General features: G+C 69.0%; 28 protein-coding genes. 16 read left to right on the forward strand and 12 right to left on the reverse strand.

The features are described 5' to 3' along the window. Positions 1–296: 296 nt before the first annotated feature. The 4 genes from fabG1 (at position 297) to ABZ319_RS34495 (ending at position 3425) form a co-directional block, all read left to right on the forward strand. Entirely contained in the window at positions 297–1013 is a 717-nt protein-coding gene (gene fabG1, locus ABZ319_RS34480; RefSeq protein ID WP_354990746.1) for a 3-oxoacyl-ACP reductase FabG1, read from the forward strand. Positions 1014–1085: 72 nt separating this feature from the next. Further along, the gene (gene inhA / locus ABZ319_RS34485; RefSeq protein ID WP_354990747.1) at positions 1086–1922 is read left to right on the forward strand and encodes an NADH-dependent enoyl-ACP reductase InhA; all 837 of its coding nucleotides are present in this window, start codon (positions 1086–1088) and stop codon (positions 1920–1922) included. A gap of 21 nt (positions 1923–1943) precedes the next feature. Further along, positions 1944–3002 carry a ferrochelatase gene (locus ABZ319_RS34490; protein WP_354990748.1) on the forward strand — a complete coding sequence of 353 codons (1059 nt, stop codon included), beginning with the start codon at positions 1944–1946 and terminating at the stop codon, positions 3000–3002. Between the two features lie 141 nt (positions 3003–3143). After that, the gene (locus tag ABZ319_RS34495; protein ID WP_354990749.1) at positions 3144–3425 is read left to right on the forward strand and encodes a hypothetical protein; all 282 of its coding nucleotides are present in this window, start codon (positions 3144–3146) and stop codon (positions 3423–3425) included. A 15-nt stretch (positions 3426–3440) separates the two neighbouring features. Here the strand turns inward: ABZ319_RS34495 and ABZ319_RS34500 are convergent, their stop codons facing one another. Further along, on the reverse strand, positions 3441–4133 hold the full coding sequence (locus tag ABZ319_RS34500) for a hypothetical protein (protein WP_354990750.1): 693 nt from the start codon (positions 4131–4133) through the stop codon (positions 3441–3443). A gap of 90 nt (positions 4134–4223) precedes the next feature. Here ABZ319_RS34500 and ABZ319_RS34505 point away from each other — a divergent pair, with 90 nt between their 5' ends. Continuing rightward, positions 4224–4829: a hypothetical protein gene (locus tag ABZ319_RS34505; RefSeq protein WP_354990751.1), complete on the forward strand. Its 606-nt coding sequence runs from the start codon at positions 4224–4226 to the stop codon at positions 4827–4829. An 89-nt stretch (positions 4830–4918) separates the two neighbouring features. On the opposite strand, the gene ABZ319_RS34510 is transcribed toward ABZ319_RS34505, so the two are convergent. The 5 genes from ABZ319_RS34510 to ABZ319_RS34530 all read right to left on the reverse strand — a co-directional run bounded on the left by ABZ319_RS34510 (position 4919) and on the right by ABZ319_RS34530 (position 9699). After that, positions 4919–5890: a glycine betaine ABC transporter substrate-binding protein gene (locus ABZ319_RS34510; protein ID WP_354990752.1), complete on the reverse strand. Its 972-nt coding sequence runs from the start codon at positions 5888–5890 to the stop codon at positions 4919–4921. Further along, a complete protein-coding gene (locus tag ABZ319_RS34515) occupies positions 5887–6624 on the reverse strand; it encodes an ABC transporter permease (protein ID WP_354990753.1) in 738 nt (245 codons plus the stop codon). The genes ABZ319_RS34510 and ABZ319_RS34515 overlap by 4 nt, the downstream gene beginning before the upstream one ends. Then, positions 6621–7946 carry an ATP-binding cassette domain-containing protein gene (locus ABZ319_RS34520; RefSeq protein ID WP_354990754.1) on the reverse strand — a complete coding sequence of 442 codons (1326 nt, stop codon included), beginning with the start codon at positions 7944–7946 and terminating at the stop codon, positions 6621–6623. The genes ABZ319_RS34515 and ABZ319_RS34520 overlap by 4 nt, the downstream gene beginning before the upstream one ends. Further along, complete coding sequence (locus ABZ319_RS34525) at positions 7943–8587, reverse strand: ABC transporter permease (RefSeq protein WP_354990755.1); 645 nt, start codon at positions 8585–8587, stop codon at positions 7943–7945. The genes ABZ319_RS34520 and ABZ319_RS34525 overlap by 4 nt, the downstream gene beginning before the upstream one ends. A 182-nt stretch (positions 8588–8769) precedes the next feature. Beyond that, the gene (locus tag ABZ319_RS34530; protein WP_354990756.1) at positions 8770–9699 is read right to left on the reverse strand and encodes a TauD/TfdA family dioxygenase; all 930 of its coding nucleotides are present in this window, start codon (positions 9697–9699) and stop codon (positions 8770–8772) included. A 111-nt stretch (positions 9700–9810) separates the two neighbouring features. Between ABZ319_RS34530 and ABZ319_RS34535 the strand changes: the two genes are divergently transcribed. From ABZ319_RS34535 to ABZ319_RS34545, 3 genes are all read left to right on the forward strand, one after another. After that, on the forward strand, positions 9811–10245 hold the full coding sequence (locus ABZ319_RS34535) for a hypothetical protein (protein WP_354990757.1): 435 nt from the start codon (positions 9811–9813) through the stop codon (positions 10243–10245). A gap of 122 nt (positions 10246–10367) precedes the next feature. Then, on the forward strand, positions 10368–10751 hold the full coding sequence (locus ABZ319_RS34540; protein WP_354990758.1) for a hypothetical protein: 384 nt from the start codon (positions 10368–10370) through the stop codon (positions 10749–10751). A 204-nt stretch (positions 10752–10955) separates the two neighbouring features. After that, a complete protein-coding gene (locus ABZ319_RS34545) occupies positions 10956–11528 on the forward strand; it encodes a hypothetical protein (RefSeq protein WP_354990759.1) in 573 nt (190 codons plus the stop codon). 15 nt (positions 11529–11543) lie between these two features. Here ABZ319_RS34545 and ABZ319_RS34550 read toward each other — a convergent pair whose 3' ends face one another. Then, a complete protein-coding gene (locus ABZ319_RS34550; RefSeq protein WP_354990760.1) occupies positions 11544–12311 on the reverse strand; it encodes a hypothetical protein in 768 nt (255 codons plus the stop codon). A gap of 155 nt (positions 12312–12466) precedes the next feature. On the opposite strand from ABZ319_RS34550, the gene ABZ319_RS34555 reads away from it, so the two are divergent. After that, complete coding sequence (locus ABZ319_RS34555) at positions 12467–12685, forward strand: EF-hand domain-containing protein (RefSeq protein WP_354990761.1); 219 nt, start codon at positions 12467–12469, stop codon at positions 12683–12685. A 102-nt stretch (positions 12686–12787) separates the two neighbouring features. Next, the gene (locus ABZ319_RS34560; RefSeq protein ID WP_354990762.1) at positions 12788–13393 is read left to right on the forward strand and encodes a dihydrofolate reductase family protein; all 606 of its coding nucleotides are present in this window, start codon (positions 12788–12790) and stop codon (positions 13391–13393) included. Between the two features lies 1 nt (position 13394). Here ABZ319_RS34560 and ABZ319_RS34565 read toward each other — a convergent pair whose 3' ends face one another. Then, positions 13395–14537 (reverse strand): acyl-CoA dehydrogenase family protein, encoded by a 1143-nt coding sequence (locus tag ABZ319_RS34565; protein WP_354990763.1) that lies wholly within the window; start codon positions 14535–14537, stop codon positions 13395–13397. Positions 14538–14612: 75 nt separating this feature from the next. On the opposite strand from ABZ319_RS34565, the gene ABZ319_RS34570 reads away from it, so the two are divergent. Genes ABZ319_RS34570 through ABZ319_RS34580 form a run of 3 tightly spaced genes read left to right on the forward strand, consistent with a single transcriptional unit; the run spans position 14613 to position 16583 of the window. Then, positions 14613–15206 (forward strand): TetR family transcriptional regulator, encoded by a 594-nt coding sequence (locus ABZ319_RS34570; RefSeq protein WP_354990764.1) that lies wholly within the window; start codon positions 14613–14615, stop codon positions 15204–15206. 49 nt (positions 15207–15255) lie between these two features. After that, positions 15256–15750 (forward strand): pyridoxamine 5'-phosphate oxidase family protein, encoded by a 495-nt coding sequence (locus ABZ319_RS34575; RefSeq protein ID WP_354990765.1) that lies wholly within the window; start codon positions 15256–15258, stop codon positions 15748–15750. Further along, positions 15750–16583 carry a helix-turn-helix domain-containing protein gene (locus ABZ319_RS34580; protein ID WP_354990766.1) on the forward strand — a complete coding sequence of 278 codons (834 nt, stop codon included), beginning with the start codon at positions 15750–15752 and terminating at the stop codon, positions 16581–16583. The genes ABZ319_RS34575 and ABZ319_RS34580 overlap by 1 nt, the downstream gene beginning before the upstream one ends. Positions 16584–16590: 7 nt before the next feature. On the opposite strand, the gene ABZ319_RS34585 is transcribed toward ABZ319_RS34580, so the two are convergent. Both ABZ319_RS34585 and ABZ319_RS34590 read right to left on the reverse strand, forming a co-directional pair. After that, complete coding sequence (locus ABZ319_RS34585) at positions 16591–16983, reverse strand: VOC family protein (protein ID WP_354990767.1); 393 nt, start codon at positions 16981–16983, stop codon at positions 16591–16593. A gap of 58 nt (positions 16984–17041) precedes the next feature. Then, positions 17042–17803: a dienelactone hydrolase family protein gene (locus ABZ319_RS34590; RefSeq protein ID WP_354990768.1), complete on the reverse strand. Its 762-nt coding sequence runs from the start codon at positions 17801–17803 to the stop codon at positions 17042–17044. A 199-nt stretch (positions 17804–18002) separates the two neighbouring features. Between ABZ319_RS34590 and ABZ319_RS34595 the strand changes: the two genes are divergently transcribed. From ABZ319_RS34595 to ABZ319_RS34605, 3 genes are all read left to right on the forward strand, one after another. After that, complete coding sequence (locus ABZ319_RS34595) at positions 18003–18578, forward strand: TetR/AcrR family transcriptional regulator (protein ID WP_354990769.1); 576 nt, start codon at positions 18003–18005, stop codon at positions 18576–18578. A 69-nt stretch (positions 18579–18647) separates the two neighbouring features. Continuing rightward, a complete protein-coding gene (locus ABZ319_RS34600) occupies positions 18648–19439 on the forward strand; it encodes an SDR family oxidoreductase (protein ID WP_354990770.1) in 792 nt (263 codons plus the stop codon). A gap of 215 nt (positions 19440–19654) precedes the next feature. Then, positions 19655–20107 carry a flavodoxin family protein gene (locus tag ABZ319_RS34605; protein ID WP_354990771.1) on the forward strand — a complete coding sequence of 151 codons (453 nt, stop codon included), beginning with the start codon at positions 19655–19657 and terminating at the stop codon, positions 20105–20107. Positions 20108–20117: 10 nt separating this feature from the next. Here the strand turns inward: ABZ319_RS34605 and ABZ319_RS34610 are convergent, their stop codons facing one another. Both ABZ319_RS34610 and ABZ319_RS34615 read right to left on the reverse strand, forming a co-directional pair. Next, the gene (locus tag ABZ319_RS34610; protein WP_354990772.1) at positions 20118–21290 is read right to left on the reverse strand and encodes a thiolase family protein; all 1173 of its coding nucleotides are present in this window, start codon (positions 21288–21290) and stop codon (positions 20118–20120) included. A gap of 347 nt (positions 21291–21637) precedes the next feature. Next, the coding region (locus ABZ319_RS34615; protein ID WP_354990773.1) for an AMP-binding protein at positions 21638–22789 on the reverse strand (1152 nt) is incomplete at its 5' end.

Consider the following 22789-nt stretch of genomic DNA (forward strand, 5'->3'; position numbering starts at 1 on the left):
CGTTCGGTAGCGGGCGCGGCCTCGCGGGACAGCTGTTGGGTGCTCATGATGTGGATCCCTAACGCTCGTCGTATTCACGGTCGATCGCGCGGATTCTCATGATCATTCACAAGCGGGTATTCAAGACAATCGAGGCATCCTAGCGGTTTGAATAGCATCTGTTTCAGAAATGCGAGATCATGTCGCTGACCTGGGGTTCGCCTCGCTCGAGGTAGGGTGTCGCGGCCCGCGCCGGGGGAGAGGAATTCCTCGCCCCAATGTAGGCAAAGGGAACGGCACCCGATAAGTTCTACGGCATGTCGAACACATCCAGGTCGGTACTGGTTACGGGCGGCAATCGCGGAATCGGTCTCGCGGTTGCCCAGCGCCTTCTCGCCGACGGGCACAAGGTCGCCGTCACCCATCGCGGCTCGGGCGCGCCCGAAGGTCTGCTCGCGGTCAAATGCGATGTGACCGACGCGGCTTCGGTCGACGCGGCCTTCGCCGAGGTCGAGGCGAAGCAGGGTCCCGTCGAGGTCGTCGTGGCCAACGCGGGCATCGTGGAGAACACCCTGTTCATGCGGATGAGCGAAGAGGCGTTCACCAACGTCATCGACGCCAACCTGACCGGTGCGTGGCGAGTGGCCCAGCGCGCCAACCGCAATATGCTCAAGGGCCGCTGGGGTCGCGTGATCTTCCTCGGCTCGGTCGTCGGCCAGATCGGCGCGCCCGGCCAGGTCAACTACGCCGCCGCCAAGTCCGGCCTGGTCGGCATGGCCCGCGCCATCACCCGCGAGGTCGGCAAGCGCAACATCACCGCGAACGTGGTGGCCCCGGGCTTGATCGACACCGACATGACCCGCGAGGACATGACCCCGGAGATGCGCGAGAAGGCGCTCGAGTTCATTCCGGCCGGCCGCATCGGCCAGGCCGAGGACGTCGCCGGCGTGATCAGCTTCCTGGCCTCGGACGACGCCTCCTACATCTCCGGCGCGATCATTCCCGTCGACGGCGGAATGGGCATGGGCCACTGAGCATCTCGCTCGGCTAGCTCTGCGCTCCGAATTCCCGACCACGCACTTCAAACGAGGAGAACCGACCAACCCATGGGTGGATTGCTCGAAGGCAAGACAGTACTCATCACCGGGATCATCACCGATTCCTCCATCGCCTTCCACGCGGCCGCGGTCGCGCAGGAGCAGGGCGCCAAGGTGATCATCACCGGTATTCCGGAGCGGCTGCGGCTGATCGACCGGATCGCCAAGCGCCTGCCGCAGGAGGTGCCCCCGGCCATTCCCCTCGACATCACCAGCGAGGAGAACCTGGGCGAGCTGGCCGACAAGGTTCGCGAGCTCGCGCCCGAGGGCGTGGACGGCGTGCTGCACTCCATCGCCTTCGCCCCGCGTACCCTCATGGGCCCCGAGGCCAAGCCGTTCCTGGACGCGCCCGGCCCGGATGCCGCCAAGGCCTTCGAGATCTCGGCCTGGAGCTACGCCTCCCTGGCCCGCGCCGTGCTGCCCGCCATGAACGAGGGCGGCTCGATCGTGGGCATGGACTTCGATCCGCGCACCGCCATGCCGTTCTACAACTGGATGGGTGTGGCCAAGGCCGCGCTCGAGTCGGTCAACCGCTACGTGGCGCGGGAAGTGGGCGAGGCCAAGCGCATTCGCTCCAACCTCATCGCCGCGGGCCCCATCAAGACCCTGGCCGCCAAGGCCATCGCCGGCACCGCCACCGACGATGCCAAGCAGCTGAACATGCTCAACACCTACTGGGACGGCGCCTCGCCCATCGGCTGGGACGTCGACGACCCGACGGTCGTGGCCAAGTCCGTGGTCACCCTGCTCTCGGACTGGCTGCCCGGCACCACCGGCTCGATCATCTACGTCGACGGCGGCGCCAGCCACAACACCTGGTTCCCGGAAAACGGCTTCACCAACTAGAGCTGAAGGAGACCGACACCCGTGGCCGTCGAGGCACTGCTACTGCTGTCCTTCGGCGGCCCGGAGCGCCCCGAAGACGTGATGCCCTTCCTGGAGAACGTCACTCGGGGCCGGGGCGTGCCACCCGAACGCCTCGCCGAGGTCGCGCAGCACTATCTGCACTTCGGCGGGGTGTCGCCCATCAACGCGCTGAACCTGGACATCATCAAGGCGATCGAAGCCGAATTCGCTTCGCGCGGAATCGATCTGCCGGTGTACTTCGGCAATCGCAACTGGCATCCCATGGTCGAGGAGACCGTGGAGCGGATGCGCGCCGACGGAATCGGCTCGGCGCTGGTGTTTCCCACCTCCGCGTGGGGCGGGTACTCGGGCTGCCGCCAGTATCACGAGGACATCGTGCGGGCGCGCGCCGCGGTCGCCGATGCCCCGGAACTGGTGAAATTGCGGCAGTACTACGACCATCCGCTGCTGATCGAGGCGTTCGCGGACGGTATCCGCGCGGCCGTGGAGTCGCTGCCGGCCGACCGGCGGGCGGGGGCGCGGCTGGTGTTCACCGCGCATTCGATCCCGGTCTCGGCCGATGACGCCTCCGGCCCGCCCGGGGAGCGGGCGCTCTACAGCCGTCAGGTCGCCGAATCCGCGCGATTGTGCGCCGCGGCAACGGGGTTCGACGACTACGACGTGGTGTGGCAGTCGCGGTCGGGGCCGCCACAGGTGCCGTGGCTCGAGCCCGACATCGTCGATCACCTCGACGCGCTGGGGGAGCGGGGCGTGGACGCGGTGGTGATCTGCCCGGTCGGGTTCGTCTCGGATCACCTCGAAGTGATCTGGGATCTGGACAACGAGGCGAAAGAGCGTGCGGCCGAACTCGGTATGGCCTTCGCGCGCGCGGCCACGCCGGGACCGGGTCCGCGGTTCGCCCGGATGGTCGCGGATCTGGTGCAGGAGTATCGCGAGGGCGCCGCGCCCGAACGGCTCAGCGCCATGCCGGGTTTGGGCTGCACCGTGAACGGCGTGCCGTGCGTGGTCGGCTGCTGCGAGCTACCCGCGCGCCCGGCACAGCGGCCGGTGGCGCGCTGACCGGCTCGGCCCGCTCGGTGGGCGGGCATCGCCCGCCGGTGCCCGGCCGCGCGGTGGCCCGCACCGCGATACGCTGCGGGTTTGCCGGGCAATCCGGCCCCCGGCGCGCGCCCGCGGCGAACGAATTGTAATGTCGCGCAGGTGAGTACATCGGAGCGAGGTTCCGTACGTCGTCAGGGCGAGTACGCCGGAGCACAGCGCGCGGGCGGACCCGCACCGCGCGCGGGAGCGCCGCGATCGGGCGGTGCGGCGGCCAAGAAGCGGGCGCTGGGCGCCCCGGACGCCTTCGTATGGGCGCCGGTGCTGGCGCTGTTCATGGCGGCCGGCATCTGCATGACCATCGGGCAGTCCATGACCCTGACCGCGGTCCTGGTGGCCGTCGCGGTGGTGCTCGTGCTGCTGGACATGTGGATCAACCGCTGAGTTTCGGCGCACCGGCTAGTTGAATACGTTCACCGCGCGGGCGATGACCAGACTCATGGTGACCAGGGCGATTCCGGATTGCATCGCCATGAGCGCCTTCGCGTAGCGGGACATCGGCATCACGTCGGTGGGGCTGAACGCGGTGGCGTTGGTGAACGACAGATACAGGTAGTCCGGGAACTCCGGAGTCCACTCCGGGTCGGCCAGGTCCGGGTTCTGCATCTGCACGAACAGGAAATCGGGATACGGCCGGCGGTGATGGGCGCGCGCGGCCGGGCCGCCGCGGTCGAGTTCCCAGTACCAGAGCGCGAAGACGAGCACGTTCGACATCCACACCGCGGCGCCGGCGGCCAGCAGGCCGGCGGCGTCCTTGCTGACCGAACCGTCGATGAGACCGAGCACCAGCTCGACCACGGCCCAGATCATGCTGAAACCGAGCAGGGCCATCTGCAGCAAACTGAAACGGCGGAACCAGATTTCCTCGCGATCGAGGCGGATGGGGCTGGCGATGATCAGTCCGGCCAGCAGCACGAATCCCACGGCGGGCACGATCCAGCGGGGGCCGGGGGTGAACCGGTCCGGCAGGAAGAACTGCAGCACCAGCAGCGCCACCACCGCCGCGGTCGCCCACAGCCGTGACTCTCCGGCCGTACGCCGTGCCCACGCCGGAACCGGGTCGTCCCCGGCCTGTTTCTCCGCGCCCGTCATCGCAGCAGTATCACCCGTCCGCCACTCCGCACCCGTGAGCGACGCAGTTACCGATAGCATCTCGGCACAGCCGAGAAGAGGGGGAGCCCCGTGTCCCTGCCCGGGAACGCGTCACCGTCCCAGCCGTCGTATCCCCGCCCCGGGTCCCGGACCCCGGTGCTCGTCTCGATCGTCTCGGCCGCGCTGGCGGTGCTGTGCGTGCTGGGCGCGGGCGGGTTCTTCCTGCTGTACACCACCGCCGACGACACCGCCGAGACCCGCGACGGCACGATTGCCGATCTGCGGCAGCAGCTCTCGGAAACGGCCGAGACCGACGCCCGCCGCGCTGCGGCCAAACGCGCGGCCTGCGATTTCGCGGTCCTGCTCGCGACCTACGACTACACCGACCTCGACAGGTACTTCGCCGGGATCCTGGCCGCGGCCACCGGCGACTGGCGCGAGGAGGTCAGCGAGATCGCGCCCTTCCGCCGCAGCGAGATAGCCGCCACCCGCGGCCGCAGCCACCCCGCCGAGGCTCCCCACTGCGGCCTGACCTCGTTCGGCGCCCGCACCGCCGAGGCCCTGGTCTCGGTGGAACATTCCCTGACGTCCGGCAACTCCCCCGATGCCCGCGTCCTGACGGTGACGTTCCTGGCCACCCTCGAGGAACAACCCGACAACCGCTGGCTGGTCAGCAAAATGAGCCGCCCGTTCTGAAACAGCCCGGCCGCGCACGGAATTCGAGCGGGTCGCCGACGATGCCGGTGCGCGAGGCGACGGTGTGATCGGTCGGGTGCGCGGCCCGGCTACTCGACCAGGTTTTCGCTCTTCAGCCAGTCGTAGGCGACGTCGGAGGGGTCCTCGCCGTCTATGTCCACGCGGCCGTTCAGGTCCTGCATCAGTTGGTCGGTGAGGCGTTCGGAGAGGGTCCCGAGCAGGGTTCGCAGGACCGGGTACTCGGCAATGACCGGCTCGCGGACCACCGCGGTACCGCTGTAGGGGAGGAAGAACTTCTTGTCGTCGTCCAGGACCGTCAGCGAGAGGTTCTTCACCCGGCCGTCGGTGGTGTAGACCATGCCGAAATTGCAGGGGGCGCTCTTGGCGGTGGCGGGATAGACCACGCCCGCGTCCATGCGGGTGACGTTCGCGGCGGGGACGCCGTTCGGCTCGTTGTAGGGGATGCCGTATTTGGCGAGCATCGGCAGGAATCCGTCGGAGCGGCTGAAGAACTCGTCGTCCACGCAGAACGTGCGGTCGCCCACCGGGAGGGCGGCGACGTCCGAGAGCGACTTCACCCCCAGGCGTTCGGCGGTGGGGCCCGAGGCCGCGAACGCGTAGGTGTCGTTGAAGTTCGAGGGCGGCAGCCACTCCAGATCGTTCTCGCGCAGCTCGATGTCGTGCACCCGCTGCCACAGCTCCTGCGGGTCGGCGATGATCTCGGTCTCGTTGTGGTAGTTCACCCAGCCGGTGCCGGTGTACTCCCACAGGATGTCCGCGTCGCCGTTGAGCTGGGCCTGACGCGAGGACGCCGAACCGGGAGCCCCGGTCAGATCGGTGACCTTGGCCCCGGCCGCGGCCAGATAGGTCGCGGTGATCTTGCCGAGCAGCACGCCCTCGGTGAAGCTCTTCGAGGTGACGACGAGTTCGGCTCCGTCCAAGGGCTTTTCGCCACCCGGCAGCGTCGCATCGTGGAACGTGCCGGACGAACTCACCAACCCGCAGCCCGCCAGCAGCGCCACCACCAGCAGCGCCAGCGATCCGGCCCGTACCGACCTCATGACACACCTCGCGGAGTCGCGGCCAGCTCGACCAGCCTGCCCAGCCAATCGATGATCAACGCCAGCAGGCCGACCAGAATCGCGCCGGAGATCAGCAGTTTGGGTAGGAACAGCGTGACGCCGGTGGTGATGAGCGTGCCGAGGCTGGTCGCGCCGATGAAGGTGCTCAGCGTCGCCGTGCCGACCAGAATGACCAGCGCGGTGCGCACGCCGTTGAGGATCACCGGCACCGCCAGTGGCAGCTCGACCTGAAACAGCGTGCGCGCGCCCGAGAATCCGATACCGCGCGCGGCCTCGATGGTGCGCTGATCCACCTGCCGCAACCCCACGATCGTGTTCTGCAGAATCGGCAGGATCGCGTACACCACCAAACCGACCACGGCGGTGCGGAATCCGGTACCGAGCCAGAAGGTGAACAGCACCAGCAACCCCACCGCCGGGGCAGCCTGGCCGATATTGGCGATGTTCACCGCGATCGGCTCGAACCGCTTGAGCCCCGGCCGCGTCAGCGCGATGCCGAGTGGAATCGCCACCGCCACCACGATCAACGTCGCCACCACGGTCAGCTTGATGTGCGCCAGAATCGTGGTCTGCAGATTCGACCAGGCCAGCGAAGCCTGCTCGGTGGAGGTGAAGGTCGTGGACCGATACCACAGCAGGTAGCCGATCCCGATGGTGAGAATGATGATCGGCTCGAACCAGACGTCGATCGGCAGGCGGCGCAATCGATTCATGAGCGCTCATCCGAGTCGGGGACCGGATCCGGCTCGGCGGCCGCGCGGTTGGCGTCCGCGAGTGATCCGGGCTCGTCCGCGGCCGCCACCACCGGGGTCGGCGCGGGATCGGTGCCGTCGACATAGGTTTCGTACGACAGATCCTCGATCTCGGGATGGCCCTCGGCGAGCTTGGTGCGGATCAGCTCGGTCACCGAGTCGATACTGAGCGAGCCCACCACCGCGCCGCGCCCGTCGGTGACCAGCGTCGCGCCCTGACTGGTCGCGAGCATGGCGTCCAGGGCGTCGTTGAGCGTCGAGGACCGCGCCACCACCGGCAGCCGGCGATCGAGGAAGTCCGACACCTCGGGTTTGGTGGCGACTTCGGTGAGCGAGGGCCACGAGCGCGGCCGTCCGTGCCGGTCGACCACCACGATCCAGCTGTGCCCCGCTGCCTCGGCCCGGGCGATCACCTCCCGCGACGATTCGCCGATCCGGGCGGTGATCACCCTGTCGTACTCCACATCTCGCACCCGGGACACCGTCAGATACGCGAGTTTGGCTCCGGAGCCGACGAATTCCTGCACGAACGGCGTCGCCGGGTCGGTGAGGATCTCCTCCGGGGTCGCGTACTGCTCGACGTGCCCGCCCTCGGACAGGATGAGCACCTTGTCCCCGAGTTTGGTGGCTTCCTCGAAATCGTGGGTGACGATGACGATGGTCTTGCCCAGCTCGTGCTGGATCGCGATCAGGCTGTCCTGCAGGCGAACCCGGGTGATGGGGTCGACCGCGCCGAACGGCTCGTCCATCAGCAGCACCGGCGGGTCGGCGGCCAGCGCGCGGGCCACGCCGACGCGTTGCTGCTGGCCGCCGGACATGTCCTTGGGCAGCCGGTCCGCGAACACCGCGGGATCCAATCCGACCAGATCCAGCAGGTATTCGGTGCGCTCGGCGATCCGCTTCTTGTCCCAGCCGAGCACGCGCGGAATCGCGCCGATGTTCTTGGCCACCGTCCAGTGCGGGAACAGGCCGCCGGACTGGATGACGTACCCGATCGACTGCCGCAGCCGGTCGGGATCCTCCTTGGTGACATCGCGCCCGTCGATGAGAATCCGGCCTTCGGTCGGCTCGATCAGGCGGTTGATCATCTTGAGCGTGGTCGTCTTGCCGCAGCCGGACGGGCCGACGAACGCGACGATGTGACCGGCCTCGATCTCGAGGTCCAGCCGCTTCACGGCCGGTGTGTCCTGTCCCCGATAGCGTTTGACGACCCCGTCCAGTCGGATGGACGCGCCGGTCACATTGCGTTCCGCCGGAAGCGGCCGGTCGGTCAACTCGGTCATGCCAGACCCTTCGGGATGGTGAGACGTCCGAGGAGGACGAGGAGCGCGTCGAACACCAACGCGATCAGGACGATGAGAATGGTTCCGGTGAGCGCGGATTCGAGGGCGTTCGCGCCGCCGAGGCGGGACAGGCCGTTGAAGATGAGCGAGCCCAGGCCCGGGCCGAGCACGTACGCGACGATCGCGGCGACGCCGACCACCATCTGCGTCGACACCCGGATGCCCGTGAGAATGACCGGCCACGCGATGGGCAACTCCACCGTCAGCAGGATGCGCCGGCGCGAGAGGCCGATGCCGCGCGCGGATTCCACCACCGACTCGGGCACCGACCGCAGGCCCACGATGGCGTTGCCGATCACCGGCAGCATCGCGAAGAACGCCAGCATGATGAACGAGGGCACCACCCCCAATCCGAACGGGACCAGCAGCAGGGCCAGCAGGGCGAGCGAGGGAATGGTCAGCGCCACCCGGCTCGAGGTCAGCGTCAGCGCCGAGGCCAGCGGCAGGCGATAGACCGCGACCGCGACCAGCACCGCGATGATCGTGCCCACCAGCACGGTTTGGAAGGCCAGGGACGCGTGCTGATAGGTCAGAAAGGTCAGGACTTCGCCACGGCCTCGGATGTAGCTCCACAAATGCACGGGATTCCCCTCATCGGCCGGGGGCCGGATCGGTTCCTGTCTGCGTTGCACCGGACATGCGAGCCGTTAGACAGTAGTCGAAATTCGCCGGTCGTTTGCCGGTGACGTGCGATCCGGGTGGGACCGTTATGGGCTTGTGCCCGGCGGGCGGTGTTCCGCCGGGTCTGTTCGAGAGTGTTGGCTCAGGCCGCGCGCGGCGCCTCGGCGTCCGAGTAGTAGCCGGCATCGCCCGCGATCACCGTGCTGCGCGCGCCGTCGATTCCGGCCGGAATCTCACCGGACAGGGTGATGCGGGTCAGCTTGCGGTGCTCGCCGCCGTCGTAGTCGTCGATGGCGTAGTGCTGGGTGGCCCGGTTGTCCCAGATCGCGACGTCGCCGAGCTGCCAGTCCCAGCGGGTGGTGTTCTCGAGGCGGGTGATGCGGTTCTGGAACAGCTGGAACAGGGCGCGCGACTCGCTGCCGGACAGGCCGACGAGTTCCTTGACGAAGCAGCCCAGCAGCAGGGCGCGCTCGCCGGTGACCGGGTGCACCTCGACCACCGGGTGCTCGGTCTCGAAGTAGGTGGATTCGAACTCGCGGCGGTAGGCGGCCGAGTTCTGTTCCGAGGCACGGCCTTCGGTCGCGTAGTCGTAGCGGTTCGTGTGCCGGGCCCGCAGGCTCTCGGCCAGCCGCTTGAGCGGTTCGGGCAGGGCCTCGTAGGCGGCGACGGTGGAGGCCCACGTGGTGGAGCCGCCGTAGCTGGGCAGGGTCACCGCGCGCAGGATCGAGGCCTGCGGCACGCGGTCCACGAAGGTGACATCGGTGTGCCAGACGTTCGAGCGGCCGTGCTGGGAGTCGATGGCCAGGCTCTTCGCACCCGTGGTCAGGGTCGGGTGCGGGGTGGTGGGGGCGCCGAGGAGTTCGGCGAACTCGTACTGCCCGTCCTCGGTGAGGTGATCCTGGCCGCGGAAGAAGATGACCCGGTGCTCGTTCAGGGCCGCGCGGATCGCGGCCACGGTCGGGGCATCGAGGCCGCCGCCGAGCCGGACCCCGTCGACGCGCGCGCCGATGTGGGCTCCGAGTTTGACCACCCGCACGTCAGCGGCCGGCTCTGCGAATCTCTCGACGGACATGTGCGGGCCTCTCACTCGAACCGAATGGAGTCCAGATCAAACATCGGAAAGGGGGTGCGTGACCACCTTTGCGATCACCCGGATCGAATCCCGCGCCTACAGTTCGGTGGCATGGTCGCTGTGCGTCGAATGTGGTGGGGAATGCTGGCCGTGCCGGTGCTGGCGGTGGCCGGGTGCGGGGACCCGGATCCGGCGCCGGGTGAGCCGGGTATCGAGAACGTGGCACTCGGTGCGGAGTTCACGCTCGCGCCCCGGGACGTCGCGGTCGCCGACGAGAAGCGGCTGCGCGTGCGGTTCGACGAGGTGACCGGGGACAGCCGGTGCCCGGAGGACGTCGACTGCGTCTGGGCGGGAACGGCGACGATCGTCGTGACGGTGACCGCGGGTGCGGGCGAGTCGCGGCAGGAACTGCAACTCAACCCCAATACCGGGGTGACGGTCGAGGGCTATCGGATCGACGTGCGCAAGCTGGCTCCGGCGCGGCGCACCGACCGGGGGATCTCGGCCGACGACTACCGGGTGACGCTGGTCGCGAACCGCGCCTGAGCGTGCGGCGCGGGCCGCTCGCACGGACTGCAAGGTTTCCATAAGCGTTCGCAAGGTAGCCGTCCCTACCCTCGTCCCATCCAAGAAGACTTCCACTCCCGGAAATCCAGATGGGGAACGCCATGCGAACCGCACTCACCACCGCCCGCACCGCGAAGCTCGCCGCGTTCGCCGCGGCCCCCCTGGCCGTCGCCGCGTTCGCGACGGTAGCCGTCACGGCCGCCCCCGCGTCGGCCGAGCCCAGCTACCCCGGCTCCTGCCTGGTGGTCCAGAACCACACCGGCCGGACCCTGGAGATCACCCTGAACTACCCGACCCACTCCGGCCGCTGGACCTTCGCCCCCGACGAGGTCTCGGTACTGACCTCCAAGGGCCGCGTGGTCACCTCGCCGTCCGGCACCTGGAACGTGCACAACGAGCCGAACGCCGACGGGGTCTGGGTCTACTCGGAGGATCGCAACACCAGCAAGGGCTGCAACGGTTCCTGGATCCTGACCCTGAACTGAGCCTCAACGACCGGACGTCCCGTCGGAGAGGGGGTCGATGGCAGCAGCACTTCCGAGGGGAAGCAGGGGTTCGCGGATGTCGTGACGGGCGCCCGCGAACCCTTCGCCATGCCAAGATCGAAACGCGCCCCACACCCGGGGCGGGGAGGGCAGTGCCATGCGAATCCGTGCTCGCCACACCGGTTTTCCGGCGGTGCCGACGTCGTGACGCCAGACCGTGCGAACCGCACCCCGCGCCGCGTCGATGCCCAACTGGTCCCGCCGGGCTGGACCCAGCACGCGCTGGCGATCTTCGTGGGAACCGCCGCCACATGCCTGTACTTTCTCTGGAACACCGCCGCGCAAGGCCCGCCCGAGGGCAATCTGACAGCCCTGCTGGTCCTGCTGATCCTGATCCTCTGGTGGTTGGTAACCACGACGATCGGGATCGTCCGCTACCGCACCTGGCTCCCGAGCCTGCTCGCTCCCGTCACCGTCGCGTCCTCGATCGCGTTGCTCGCCCACGATGTCCCCGAAAACCTGGGGTGGTCCCTGAGCAGAAACGCCCTCGAACAGGTAGCGGCCACCTGCGAAAAACCCGATGACGCCCGGATCGGCCTCTACCGAATCCACCACGTGGTCAAGCGAGACGGCGGCTGCCTGTTCTACCTCCGCGCCGAGAAGATCTACACCCCCGGCCTGGCCTACTTCCCCGATGCGCCCCCGCCCCGCTACTCCGGCTACTTCTCCTACTTTCCCTACCGCGACCGTTGGTACACCTTCCAAGAGGGCACCTGATCCGCCTTCGGAGATTCAGTCGGACTCCTGCCGACCGGCTCGGCGCAGAGCGTCCATGGCTCGATCGAGCACTCTGCGACCGGCGGATCCGGGTTCCCACCACAGGGACCAGTGCACGTCGACCGTGAGAACGACAGAGGTGTAGTGGACGCCATCGAAACTGCCCGAGAACAGGTCCCTGTTCAACCGCACAGCAATCGGGGACCAGTGCCCGAGGCCGGGTGATCCGGTCCAGACGGCGTCGCGGAGTTCGTGAAGGGGTACACGCAGGTCGTCGTGCCTGTTGTCGTGGTCGTCGACTATGAGGTGACCGCCGGGCCCGGGCAGCGAATCATCGGGTACCCGCGCCAGGTTTTCGTAGAGATAGATCTCCGTCCACGATGGCCACTGGCCCGGTTCGAGGCCGCACGGCGTGGTGAGCAGTGTCTCGACCGCCGCCCGCATGGCGGCCCCGTCGATCCGCGCGGCGTCGACCACGATGGCGTTGGTCCAGGCCGGACTGGCTTCGCGCAGCGGAAGTTTGAGGTACCAGTGGCTCTCATCGAGTGGCGACTCGCGATCGAACCAGCAGCTGTCCTGTTCGTAGAGCACGGATTTCGTGATCCCGAATTCGAGCGGCTCGATCAATTCCCGGGTCAGTTCGAGGATCGCGGCTATGGCACTGTCCGCAGTGTCGCGTTCACGCGCGTCCGGGCCGATGCCGGCATCCCATTCGAACTCTCGGCGGAGCTTGATGGCGTATCCGTCCTTGTAGATGACGTGGCCGGAGTGATCGGCGTGCATGGAGTGTGATCGTGCATCGTGTGCCGTTCCGTGCAATCGAATTCGGGATGGGGCAGGGACAGGACCGTATCGGCAGGTGTGAGGGGTGTTGGGGGAGAACGGATGCGATACTTCGGTGGCCGAAAACGGCTGTTGGACGTGTGAAGGAGTGGGTCATGGGTGGATTTACTGTTGCGGAAGCCAAAGCCGTGTTCGCCAAGGTCGACACGAACGGCGACGGGTTCATCAGCCTCGAGGAGTACACGACGGCGGTGGAGGCGTACGGATTCTCGAACGAGGCCGCCAAGCAGGCCGCGCTGGCGATCATCGCCCGGGCCGACCTCAACCGCGACGGCAAGCTCAGCCTCGATGAGCTGTTGACCCTCGTCAGCTGAGCGGCGGCCTACCGGCCGAGGACCATCGGCACCGATGAATTCGGCCGCCGCGCGCGGTCTGCACTGTTGACAGTCGTTCCAACGACCGACGCAGGAGGCAGCATGAGCAAGGTGGTCACCGACGCGAGCATGTCGCTCGACGGATATATCGCGGGGCCGGGGGAGAGCGGCTTCGAGCAGCTCTTCGCCTGGTACACCGCCGGGGACGTCGACTACCCGAGCACGCACCCGGAGGTTCCCTTCCGGCTCACCCCCGCCGACCACGCCTACCTGGCCGAAAGCGTGTCCGGCGCGGGCGTTTACGTAGTCGGGCGCAGGTTGTTCGACCTCACCGACGGCTGGGGCGGCGTGCACCCGTTCGACAAGCCGATCGTCGTGGTCACCCACCATCGGCCGGAAAGCTGGATAGCCGATCACCCGGCCGCCCCGTTCACCTTCGTCACCGACGGCGTCGCCGCCGCCATCGAGCAGGCCAAAGCTATCGCGGGACCCAAGGACGTCGCGGTCAACGGCGGAACCATCGCCAAGCAGTGCCTCGAGCTCGGCCTGCTCGACGAGGTCCGCATCGACCTCGTCCCGGTGCTGCTGGGCGGCGGCGTCCCGTTCTTCGACCGGATCGGGGCGGGCCCGCACGAGTTCGGCAATCCACGGATCACCCCGGGTGAGCGCGTGACCCACCTGAGCTACCCGGTCGAGAAGCGCGGATAGCTCAGTCGGCGGCCAGACCGCGCGCGATCACCAGGCGCTGGATCTGGTTGGTGCCCTCGAAGATCTGGGTGATCTTGGCTTCGCGCATGTAGCGCTCGACGGGGAAGTCCTGGGTGTAGCCGTAGCCGCCCAGGACCTGGACCGCGTCGGTGGTGACCTTCATGGCGGCGTCGGTCGCCACCAGCTTCGCCACGCTGGCCTGGCGGGAGTAGGGCAGGCCGGCGTCGCGGCGGCGAGCAGCGTCCAGGTAGGTGGCGCGGGCGGAGTCGACCGCCGCGGCCATGTCGGCCAGCACGAAACCCAGGCCCTGGTGGTCGATGATGGCGCGCCCGAACGCTTCTCGCTCCTTGGCGTAGGCGACCGCGTCGTCCAGGGCGCGCTGGGCGATGCCGGTCGCGACGGCCGCGATGCCGAGCCGGCCCGAGTCCAGGGCGCTGAAGGCGATCGACAAACCCTGGCCGGGCTCGCCGATCCGGCGATCGGCCGCGACGAGGACATCGTCGTACGCGGCGTTGGTCGTGGGGACCGCGCGCAGGCCCATCTTCTCCTCGGGCCTGCCGAAGGTGAGACCGGGCGCGTCGGCCGGGACCAGGAAGCAGGAGATCCCGCGCGAACCCTCGCCGGTGCGGGCGAACAGCGTGTAGTAATCGGCCTTGCCGCCGTTGGTGATCCACGCCTTGGTGCCGGTGACGCGGTACCCCTCGGCCGATTCCACCGCCCGGCAGCGCAGCGCCGCCGCGTCCGAGCCCGCATGCGCCTCGGACAGGCTGTACGCGCCGATCAGGTTGCCGGACAACATCTCCGGCAGCCAGCGCTGCCTCTGCTCAGCGGTGCCGTACGCGAACAATGGATGGCACGACAACCCGTGCACGCTCACCGCCACCGCGACCGCCGCCCAGCGCGCGCCCAGCTCCTCGAGCACCTGCAGATACACCTCGTACGGTTGCCCGCCCCCGCCGAACTCCTCCGGATACGGCAGGCTCAGCAGCCCCGCCGCCCCCAGCGCCGCGAACGCCTCCTCGGGATAGCGCTCCTGCTTCTCGTATTCCGCGGCGTGCGGTTCGAGCACCTTGTCCGCGATATCGCGGGTCAACTCGATCAGGTCGCGGGCTTCGGCGGTGGGCAGCAAACGGTCGACGGGCATGCGCAGCACATTACGTCCAGCATCCAATTACGTGCAAGACAGCACGCAATATTCCGGTTTGGTTAGACTGACCGCGTGGTTTCCGGTCTGCCCCCGAACAAACATCAGGAGAAGAGCCTGCGCACGCGGGCGCTGCTGCTCGACGCCGCCATCGACAGCCTGGCCGAGGTCGGCTACGCGAGCGCCTCGATCGCCGACATCACCGCGCGCGCCGGGGTCACCAGGGGCGCGCAGCTGCACCACTTCCACACCCGGCAGGAGCTGTTCGCCCAGACCATCGACCATCTCACCCAGCGCCAGCGCGAGGCGCTGCAGCGGCGGGTCCGCGGGCTCGCACCGGTCTCGGCGGGGGAGACCCTGGTCGAACTGGTGATCGCGCCGTTCGCCGGCAAGCTCGGCAAGGCGTCGGTGGAGCTGTACGTCGGCATCGCCAACGAACGCGAGCTGCGCCGCGAGATGCTGCGCGTCCAGCACGATCTGACCGTCGAACTGCTCGACGCCTGCGCGGCGCGCATCGACGTCCCGCGCCCCCGGCTGGAATCGGCGTTCTGGCTCACCATCAATCTGGTGCGCGGCGCGACCCTGGACGAAATGGTCGGCCGGGACCGGGTGCGCCGCAAACAGGTCCTCGCTGACTGGGCGCGTCTGGCCGACGGCCTGCTGAGCTGATCGGGCGCGAGGCCCGAATCTGTCGGACCGCGCGAGTACGGTCGAACGAATGACGTCCTGGTCCGAGTTCGTTGAGTCCGCGCCCCGTATTTCGACCATCTTCACCCGCCGGCACGCCGCGACCGGCAACCTCTGCATGCTCGGCACCTCCCGTGCGGACGGTTCCCCGCGCATCAGCCCCCTCGAACCCCGCGTCTTCGAGGGACAGCTGTGGCTCGTGGGCATGCCCGGCACCACCAAGTTCAAGGATCTCGAACGCGATCCGCGTTTCTGCCTGCACACGGCCACGGTCGATACGCAGGTCGGCGACGGCGATGCCAAGCTGTTCGGCACGGTGCACGACGTGCTGGACGAGGGCGTGCGCGGGCGCTGGCTGGAGACCCTGTTCCAGGAGACCGGCATGGACTTCCGCGAGGAGAAGTTCGACCATTTCTACGCCGCGGACATCACCGGCGGCTCGGCGGTCGAACTGATCGACGGCAAGCATATGGAGGTCACCATCTGGAAACCCGGTCAGCCCGAGCGAGTGGTTCGCAAGGACTGATGACCACCACCCGGCTGCGGCGCGAGGTGCGGCAGCGCGTTGCGGGCGATGTCGCGTCAACCGCACGCGCGGCGCCGAAAGCACTGTCCGGCAGCGGTATTCAGGCGCGCCCACCGGCGGCGGAGTCCGAGACCGACCTGCCGAACGGCTATCGGGAACGAGCGTCGGAGATCGCGGGCGCGGTGGTGTGGACCCGCGACATCGCGCCCGGATCGAGCACCCCGATCCTGCCCGACGGCTGTATGGATCTGCTCGTCATCGCCGACCGGCTCGTGGTGGCGGGACCCGATTCCCGGGCACAAGCGCCGAGCGCGGGCCCGGCGACCCGGGTGACGGGCATCCGTTTCTATCCCGGCACCGCGCCCGGGCTACTGGGAGTTCCGGCCCGTGAGGTGCGCGATGTCCGGGTCGAACTCGCGGAGCTGTGGACGCGCGACAAATTCCGGCGCGCCCGCGATCTGTTCGGGGCAGCGCCGACCGCCGAAGCGGGTCTGGAATCCATCGCGCGCTGGTGCGCCGGCGAAGCCGACCCCGCGAACCCCATCCTGGGCCGCACCGTCACCGAATTGGCCGCGGGTGCGAGCGCGGCCGACACCGCGGCGCTGTTCGAGCTGACCCCGCGGCATCTGCACCGAATCTGCCTGGACGCCTTCGGGTACGGCCCGAAGACCCTGTCCCGCATCCTGCGCATGCAACGCGCGCTCGAACTCGCCCGCGCCGGTGTTCCCTTGGCAGAGGCGGCATTCCGAGCCGGCTACGCCGATCAACCGCATCTGTCCCGGGACGTCCGGGCCTTGACCGGAATGCCGCTGACGCGGTTGCTCGGCCGCTAGGTCGCGATTACCCCAGCGCCGCATACAGATCGACGCCGTTCCCATCGGGATCCAGCACCACCGCGTACCGCTGACCCCAGAACGCGTCGAAGGGCTTCAGCTCGCTCTCGTACCCCGCCGCGGTCAGTTCCTCGAACGTGGCATCGACTCCCGCGGGCGACTCGCAACGGAACGCCAGACCCACCCGGCCGCCGCCCTTCACGGCCTGCCATTCCGGCTGGAACGACCGAATCGTCGCCTCGGTGTCCAGCGCGAACCGCATTCCGCCGGGCAGTTGCGCCTCCGCGTGCGGCAGGTCCGCCGCACCCTCCTCGAATGTCATCCCGAGCCGCTCGTAGAACGCCACGGCCGCACCCATATCCGAAACAACCACGCTGACCACGTCAAATTGAATGCTCATGGGTGAACCGTAGCCCGGGGTGCGGAGGCGGTCTTGAACAAATCGGACCTCGGCGAGTTCAGGGCTTGCCCGGCAGCGCGCGGCCGAGCAGATCCAGCAGCGCGGTCCAGTGTCGTTCGGCCGCGGGCTCGTCGTAGGTTTCGGTGTCGGCCTGGGTGAAGCCGTGCTCGGCGCCGGAATACAGCTCGCTGGTGTACCGGATGCCGTGCTCGCTGAGCGTGGACTCGAGGGTCGCGATGTTCTCGGTGGTCATCGAGGGGTCCTGATCGGCGTGCGCGAAGTACAGCTCGGCGGTGACGCCCGCCGCGCGCAGGTGCGGGCTGGCCGGCGCGTCCGTCGCCAGCCGGCCCCCGTGAAAGCTCGCCGCCGCGGCGATCCGATCACCGTGCGCGGCGGCGGCCACGAAGGCCAGCCGGCCGCCCAGGCAGTAGCCGGTGATGGCCACCGGTCCGTCCGCGACCTCGGGCGCGCTCGCGAGCCAGTCGAGGTGCGCGGCGGCATCGCGCGCGGCGACCTCGGGGGTCAAGGCGGCGATCATCGGGACGAGGTCGGCGAAAAGTGCCGGACGATCCGAGTTCGCGATGAACTCGGGCAGTGCCACCACGGGGGCGCGGCCGTTGCGGTAGAAGAGGTTCGGCGCGAGGACGGCGTAGCCGTGGTCCGCGATCCGGTCGGCCATGGCGCACAGGTTCGGCCGAATCCCGAAGGCGTCCATGTAGAGCAGTACGCCCGGGTGTGCGTCCCCGCCGCCGGGCCGGGTGAAGTAGGCGTCCGCGACGCCGTCGGGGGTGCTGACATCAACTGCTTGTCCGATGGCCATGGCCAGACGATAGGCCGCGGGCGAACTCCATGCGCGCGGGCATCCCGGGCGGCGGCGCTGCCCGGCCTCGATCGAGCGCCAGTCCTGGGCGCTACGGGCGCAGGCCCGCGGGGTGCTGGCCCGCAGGGTGCTGGGCCGCACCGGGCCGGGCGCGCGGTCGATATTTGACCTGAGGTTACAAAATATCTACTGTCGGGTCATGCCCCGCGCCAAGAGTTTCGATCCCGATGTCGCCGTCGAGCAGGCGATGCAGGTGTTCTGGCGCAAGGGGTACGCGCGAACCACGCCGCAGGATCTCGTCGACGCGCTCGGGATCGGCCGGGGGAGTCTGTACAACGCTTTCGCGGGCAAGCGCGATCTGTTCGAGCGGGCGTTGCGGCGGTATCAGGCCGGGGAAACCGTGCGGGTGATCGAGGTGCTCGACGGACCCGGTTCGCCGCGCGAACGAGTGCGTGCGGCATTGCATCTCGTGCTGGAAGCGGGTGCCGCGGACACCGAGCGGCGCGGGTGCCTGGCCACCAATACCGCGGTCGAGATCTCCGACGACGAGATCGTGAATCTGCTCGTGCGCCGGATATTCGATCGGCAGCACGAGGCGTTCCGGGGCGCGATCGACGAGGGCCGGCGGTCCGGCGAGTTCGCGGCCGAGGTGGATCCCGACGCCGCGGCGAACTTCCTGCTGGCCACCATCAACGGCATGCGAGTGCTCGCGAAGGCCGATCCCCGGCCGGAGCGCAGGGCCGGATTGGTGGAGATGGCGATGCGCGCGCTCTGAGCCGGTTCGAATCCACCCCGGGTCGACTCGTACCCAAATTTTGTAACTGTAGTTCCAGATAGGACTGTGATGGATCTTCGACTTCAGGGCAAGACCGCCGTCGTGACCGGCGCGAGCAAGGGTATCGGCCTCGAGATCGTGCGGGCGCTGGCGTCCGAGGGCGTCCGCGTGGTCGCTGCGTCGCGCACGGTGACACCGGAGCTGAGCGAACTGGGTGACGCGTGCACTCCGGTGCCGGTCGACCTGGCCCGGCCCGAAGGGGCCCGTGCGCTGATCGAGCGGGCGCTCGAGACCCTCGGCGACATCGACGTACTGGTCAACAATGTGGGCGGTGTCGTGTCGGGGAGCGCCGACTCGACCGGTTTCCTGACCCTCACCGACGACGCCTGGCAGCGCACGTTCGAACTGAATCTCTTCAGCGCCGTGCGGGTGACCCGTGCGGCGTTGCCCAGTCTGCTGAACCGGCGCGGCGTCATCATCAACATCTCGTCCATCGGAGCGCGTGCGGCCTACCATCCGGTCGATTACGGCACCGCCAAAGCCGCGTTGAACAACCTCACCAAGGCCCTCGCCGAGGAGTTCGGGGCGCAGGGTTTGCGGGCGCTCACGGTCTCGCCCGGTCCGACCCGAACCCGGAATTGGTCCGATCCGCAGGGGTACGCCGCCGATGTCGCTGCGCAACAGGGGTTGTCGCTGGAGGAGTTCCTCGATCGAGCGCCGCACCACATGGGGATCACCACCGGCCGCCTGACCGAGCCCGAGGAGACCGCGGCGCTCGTCGCGTTCCTGGCCTCGCCGGTATCGGGAAACCTCACCGGCGCCGACTATTTGGCCGACGGCGGCGCGATCAAGACGATCTGACGCACGCGGGCTGCCGGCGACCGGCCGGGGCGTCCGGCGCATCGATGGGCCGGTTCGGCATCACGCCCCGGCGCGGTGAACCGTGATGACGCGGGCCGGTTTGCCGTGTCGGGCCCGCGGGCGCGACACGCGCGCCGTGGTGACGTGGCGCTGTTCATACCCGTTCTCGACACGATAGGTTAGGTTAGGCTTACGAACCTTGAAGGGAGCTGTGCGTGCGCGTCGTCATTCTGTTCGGGTCCGAACTGGGGACTTCCGAACTCGTCGCGGGGGTCATCGCCGATGAGCTGTCGGCCCACGATGTCTCGGTGTTCGACATGATGGATTTCGACCCCGGCGATCTCGACGTGAGCGACTTCCACATCGTCGTGTGCTCGACGGCGGGCGACGGTGAACTACCCACCGGCGCGGAGCCTTTCTTCGACATCCTCGACGCCGACGCGTGCGACCTGACCGGGTTGCGGTTCGCGCTCTTCGGGCTGGGGGACACGATCTACGGCGACGCCTTCAACAAGGGCGGGGAGATCGCGGCCGAGAAGCTCGCCGAGCGCGGTGCGATCCAGGTCGGCGAGCATGCGCGGCACGACTTCTCGTCCGAGGTCAAGCCGCAGGATCTGGCTCGCGAGTGGGTGCAGACCCTGCCGATTCCGGCGCTGGCCACCAGCTAGCCGGACCGGCCTAGAGCGCCTCCAGGATCATGGCATTGGCCTGACCGCCGGATTCGCACATGGTCTGCAGGCCGTAGCGCGCGCCGCGTGCGCGCAGCGCGTGCACCAGTGTGGCGGTGATGCGGACCCCGCTCGCGCCGAGGGGATGCCCGAGCGAGATCGCGCCGCCGTGCACGTTCACCCGGGCGAGATCGGCTCCCGTCTCGCGCGCCCACGCCAGCACGACGCCCGCGTACGCCTCGTTGACCTCCATCAGGTCGATGTCGTTCAGGCGCAATCCCGTTCGCTCGAGCACCTTCTCGGTGGCGGGCACCACGGCCGTGAGCATGAGGAACGGGTCGTCGCCGATGGCGATATGGCTGCGAATGCGGGCCAGCGGCGTGAGCCCGAGCCGGCGGGCGTGCTCGGTGGTGGTCACCATGACCGCGGCGCTGCCGTCGCCGAGCCTGCTCGCGTTGCCGGCGGTCACGTGCCAGCGGATCTCCGGGAAGCGCCGGGCGACCGCCTCGTTGCGGAACGAGGGCGGCAGCGCGCTCAATTCCGCTGCGGTGCTGTCGAATCGGATGTTCTCGTCGACGGACAGGCCCAGGATGGGCGGGGTCGATTCGGCATCGAACAGGCCGTTCTTGCTCGCCTCGGCCGCGCGCCGGTGACTCTCGAGGGCGTAGTCGTCCAACTGGGCGCGGCTCAATCCCCATCGCGCGGTGATGAGTTCGGCGCTGATGCCCTGCCACGGCACGCCCTGCGGATAGCGTTCGAGGAACGCCGATCCGGTGAGATTGTCCGCATCCAGCAGACTGGTGCCCATGGGGATGCGGCTCACCGATTCCACCCCGGCGGCGATCACGACGTCGCAGTCGCCCGCGATCACCGCGTGCGCGGCGAAACGCAGTGCCTGCTGACTCGCGCTGCACTGGCGGTCGATCGTGCTGGCGGGCACCGACTCCGGGAACCCCGCGGCCAGCGCCGCGCGGCGGGTCACGTTGGTGGCCTGCTCACCGACCTGGCTCACCACTCCGCCGATGACCTCGTCGATCACCGCCGGGTCGACTCCCGTCCGCTCGGCCAGTGCCCGCAGACTGTGCGCCATCAGGTCGACCGGATGCACCCCCTCGAGCGCCCCGCCCGGCTTCCCGCGCCCGATCGGCGTCCGCACCGCCCCGACGATTACGGCGTCACGCACGACGCCGCTCGAGCCCGGCCGGGCTGGAAGGCCGTGTATGGGTGAGCCCGGCGGCACTGCGGAGTGTGTTGACCGGCTGGGCCGGAAGGTGGTGTGTGTCGGCCGGTTGGGCCGGAGGGAGATGTGTGCCGGTCGGCTCGGCGGGAGGATGGTGGGGACCGACCGGCCGGGCCGCACGGCGGTGAGTGCCGGGTGCGGCAACCGGGTGGCGATGTGCGCGGGTGACTGCGGCGGGGTGGCTTAGCGGGCCGGCCGTGCGGTTGCGGGTGCTGGACGTCGCGGCCGAGTTGTCACGTGCGCAACTGACTGGAGTCCGGGCTGCCGCGCCTCGGCGAGCACGGGTGGGCTCACGCACGGCGTGGACCGGCCGCGGCGGTCAGGCGGTCGCGCACTGCGCGGCGGTCGATCTTGGAGTTCGGGAGCAGCGGGAGGTCGGGGTCGACAACCAGGTGTTTGGGGACCGCGGCCCGGCCGAGTCGTTCGCGGACGACGGCGCGCAGGGCGTCGGGGTCCGGGGCCGAAACGGTTTGGCGGGGAACGACATACGCGGCGACCACCTCGCCCCACTCGCTGTCCGGGAGGGCCAGGACCACGGCGGTCTCCACCCAGGGCACTTCGCTGAGTTCGCGTTCGATCGCCACGGCCGACACCTTGACCCCGCCGGTGTTGATGAGGTCGTCGACGCGGCCGGTGGGGACGAGACGCTCACCGTCCCAGTGGCCGCGGTCGGCCGTGCGATACCAGTGCCGGTCGCCCTCGCGGTAGAAGCCGCCGCCGTCGGGATGATCCAGGTAGCCGTCGGCCAGCACCGGGCCGCCGATGTGGATGAGCCCGTCCACGATTCGCACCAGCACGCCGTCGAGCGGACGACCGTCGTACACGCAGCCGCCGCAGGTCTCGGTCATGCCGTAGGTGACCACGGCCGTGGTCACCGCGCGCAACCGGCGTTCGGTGCCCGGGTCGAGTCGCGCCCCGCCGATCAGGACGGTGTCGAAGGTCGCGAGCGCCGCGCGGCCCTGAACGTCGGCGAGCAGCCGGGTGACCTGGGTGGGCACCAGCGAGGTGTATCGACGGTCCCCGGTCATGCGGGCGGCGGCCGCGGCGAAGGCGGCGCTGTCGAAGTGCCCGTCCGGCAGTGTCGCGACCGCGGTGCCGCCCAGCGCCGCCCGCGAGATCACCTGGAACCCCGCGACGTACCCCGCGGGCAGGCAGAGCAGCCAGTCGCCGGGGCCGCCCAGGCGCGCGGCCGTGGCCCGGCTCGAGGCCAGCAGGGCGTTGCGGGACAACAGGGTTCGCTTCGGTTCGCCACTGGAACCGGAGGTGGACAGGACCGCCGCGGTGGTGGCCGGCACCTCGGCCGGAAGTGCCCGCGCCTGTTCGGCGTTCGTGACCGGAGCGATGGCCTCCGCGCCGGTGTGCGCGCGCTCGACCGCGTGGCGCAGGACCGTCACGGCGGCGGCGGGGTCGGCCGGCAGCAGGATCGGGCGCAGCGGGATCGC

It is taken from the genome of Nocardia sp. NPDC005978, from assembly GCF_040614455.1.
GTDB lineage: Bacteria > Actinomycetota > Actinomycetes > Mycobacteriales > Mycobacteriaceae > Nocardia.

What these genes read in the sequence shown, in the direction of transcription:
- fabG1 (WP_354990746.1), top strand. Translation starts at nt 297, where the DNA reads ATGTCGAACACATCCAGGTCGGTACTGGTTACGGGCGGCAATCGCGGA.
- inhA (WP_354990747.1), top strand. Translation starts at nt 1,086, where the DNA reads ATGGGTGGATTGCTCGAAGGCAAGACAGTACTCATCACCGGGATCATC.
- ABZ319_RS34500 (WP_354990750.1), bottom strand. Translation starts at nt 4,133, where the DNA reads ATGACGGGCGCGGAGAAACAGGCCGGGGACGACCCGGTTCCGGCGTGG.
- ABZ319_RS34510 (WP_354990752.1), bottom strand. Translation starts at nt 5,890, where the DNA reads ATGAGGTCGGTACGGGCCGGATCGCTGGCGCTGCTGGTGGTGGCGCTG.
- ABZ319_RS34515 (WP_354990753.1), bottom strand. Translation starts at nt 6,624, where the DNA reads ATGAATCGATTGCGCCGCCTGCCGATCGACGTCTGGTTCGAGCCGATC.
- ABZ319_RS34520 (WP_354990754.1), bottom strand. Translation starts at nt 7,946, where the DNA reads ATGACCGAGTTGACCGACCGGCCGCTTCCGGCGGAACGCAATGTGACC.
- ABZ319_RS34530 (WP_354990756.1), bottom strand. Translation starts at nt 9,699, where the DNA reads ATGTCCGTCGAGAGATTCGCAGAGCCGGCCGCTGACGTGCGGGTGGTC.
- ABZ319_RS34535 (WP_354990757.1), top strand. Translation starts at nt 9,811, where the DNA reads ATGGTCGCTGTGCGTCGAATGTGGTGGGGAATGCTGGCCGTGCCGGTG.
- ABZ319_RS34540 (WP_354990758.1), top strand. Translation starts at nt 10,368, where the DNA reads ATGCGAACCGCACTCACCACCGCCCGCACCGCGAAGCTCGCCGCGTTC.
- ABZ319_RS34550 (WP_354990760.1), bottom strand. Translation starts at nt 12,311, where the DNA reads ATGCACGCCGATCACTCCGGCCACGTCATCTACAAGGACGGATACGCC.
- ABZ319_RS34555 (WP_354990761.1), top strand. Translation starts at nt 12,467, where the DNA reads ATGGGTGGATTTACTGTTGCGGAAGCCAAAGCCGTGTTCGCCAAGGTC.
- ABZ319_RS34560 (WP_354990762.1), top strand. Translation starts at nt 12,788, where the DNA reads ATGAGCAAGGTGGTCACCGACGCGAGCATGTCGCTCGACGGATATATC.
- ABZ319_RS34565 (WP_354990763.1), bottom strand. Translation starts at nt 14,537, where the DNA reads ATGCCCGTCGACCGTTTGCTGCCCACCGCCGAAGCCCGCGACCTGATC.
- ABZ319_RS34575 (WP_354990765.1), top strand. Translation starts at nt 15,256, where the DNA reads ATGACGTCCTGGTCCGAGTTCGTTGAGTCCGCGCCCCGTATTTCGACC.
- ABZ319_RS34580 (WP_354990766.1), top strand. Translation starts at nt 15,750, where the DNA reads ATGACCACCACCCGGCTGCGGCGCGAGGTGCGGCAGCGCGTTGCGGGC.
- ABZ319_RS34585 (WP_354990767.1), bottom strand. Translation starts at nt 16,983, where the DNA reads ATGAGCATTCAATTTGACGTGGTCAGCGTGGTTGTTTCGGATATGGGT.
- ABZ319_RS34590 (WP_354990768.1), bottom strand. Translation starts at nt 17,803, where the DNA reads ATGGCCATCGGACAAGCAGTTGATGTCAGCACCCCCGACGGCGTCGCG.
- ABZ319_RS34595 (WP_354990769.1), top strand. Translation starts at nt 18,003, where the DNA reads ATGCCCCGCGCCAAGAGTTTCGATCCCGATGTCGCCGTCGAGCAGGCG.
- ABZ319_RS34600 (WP_354990770.1), top strand. Translation starts at nt 18,648, where the DNA reads ATGGATCTTCGACTTCAGGGCAAGACCGCCGTCGTGACCGGCGCGAGC.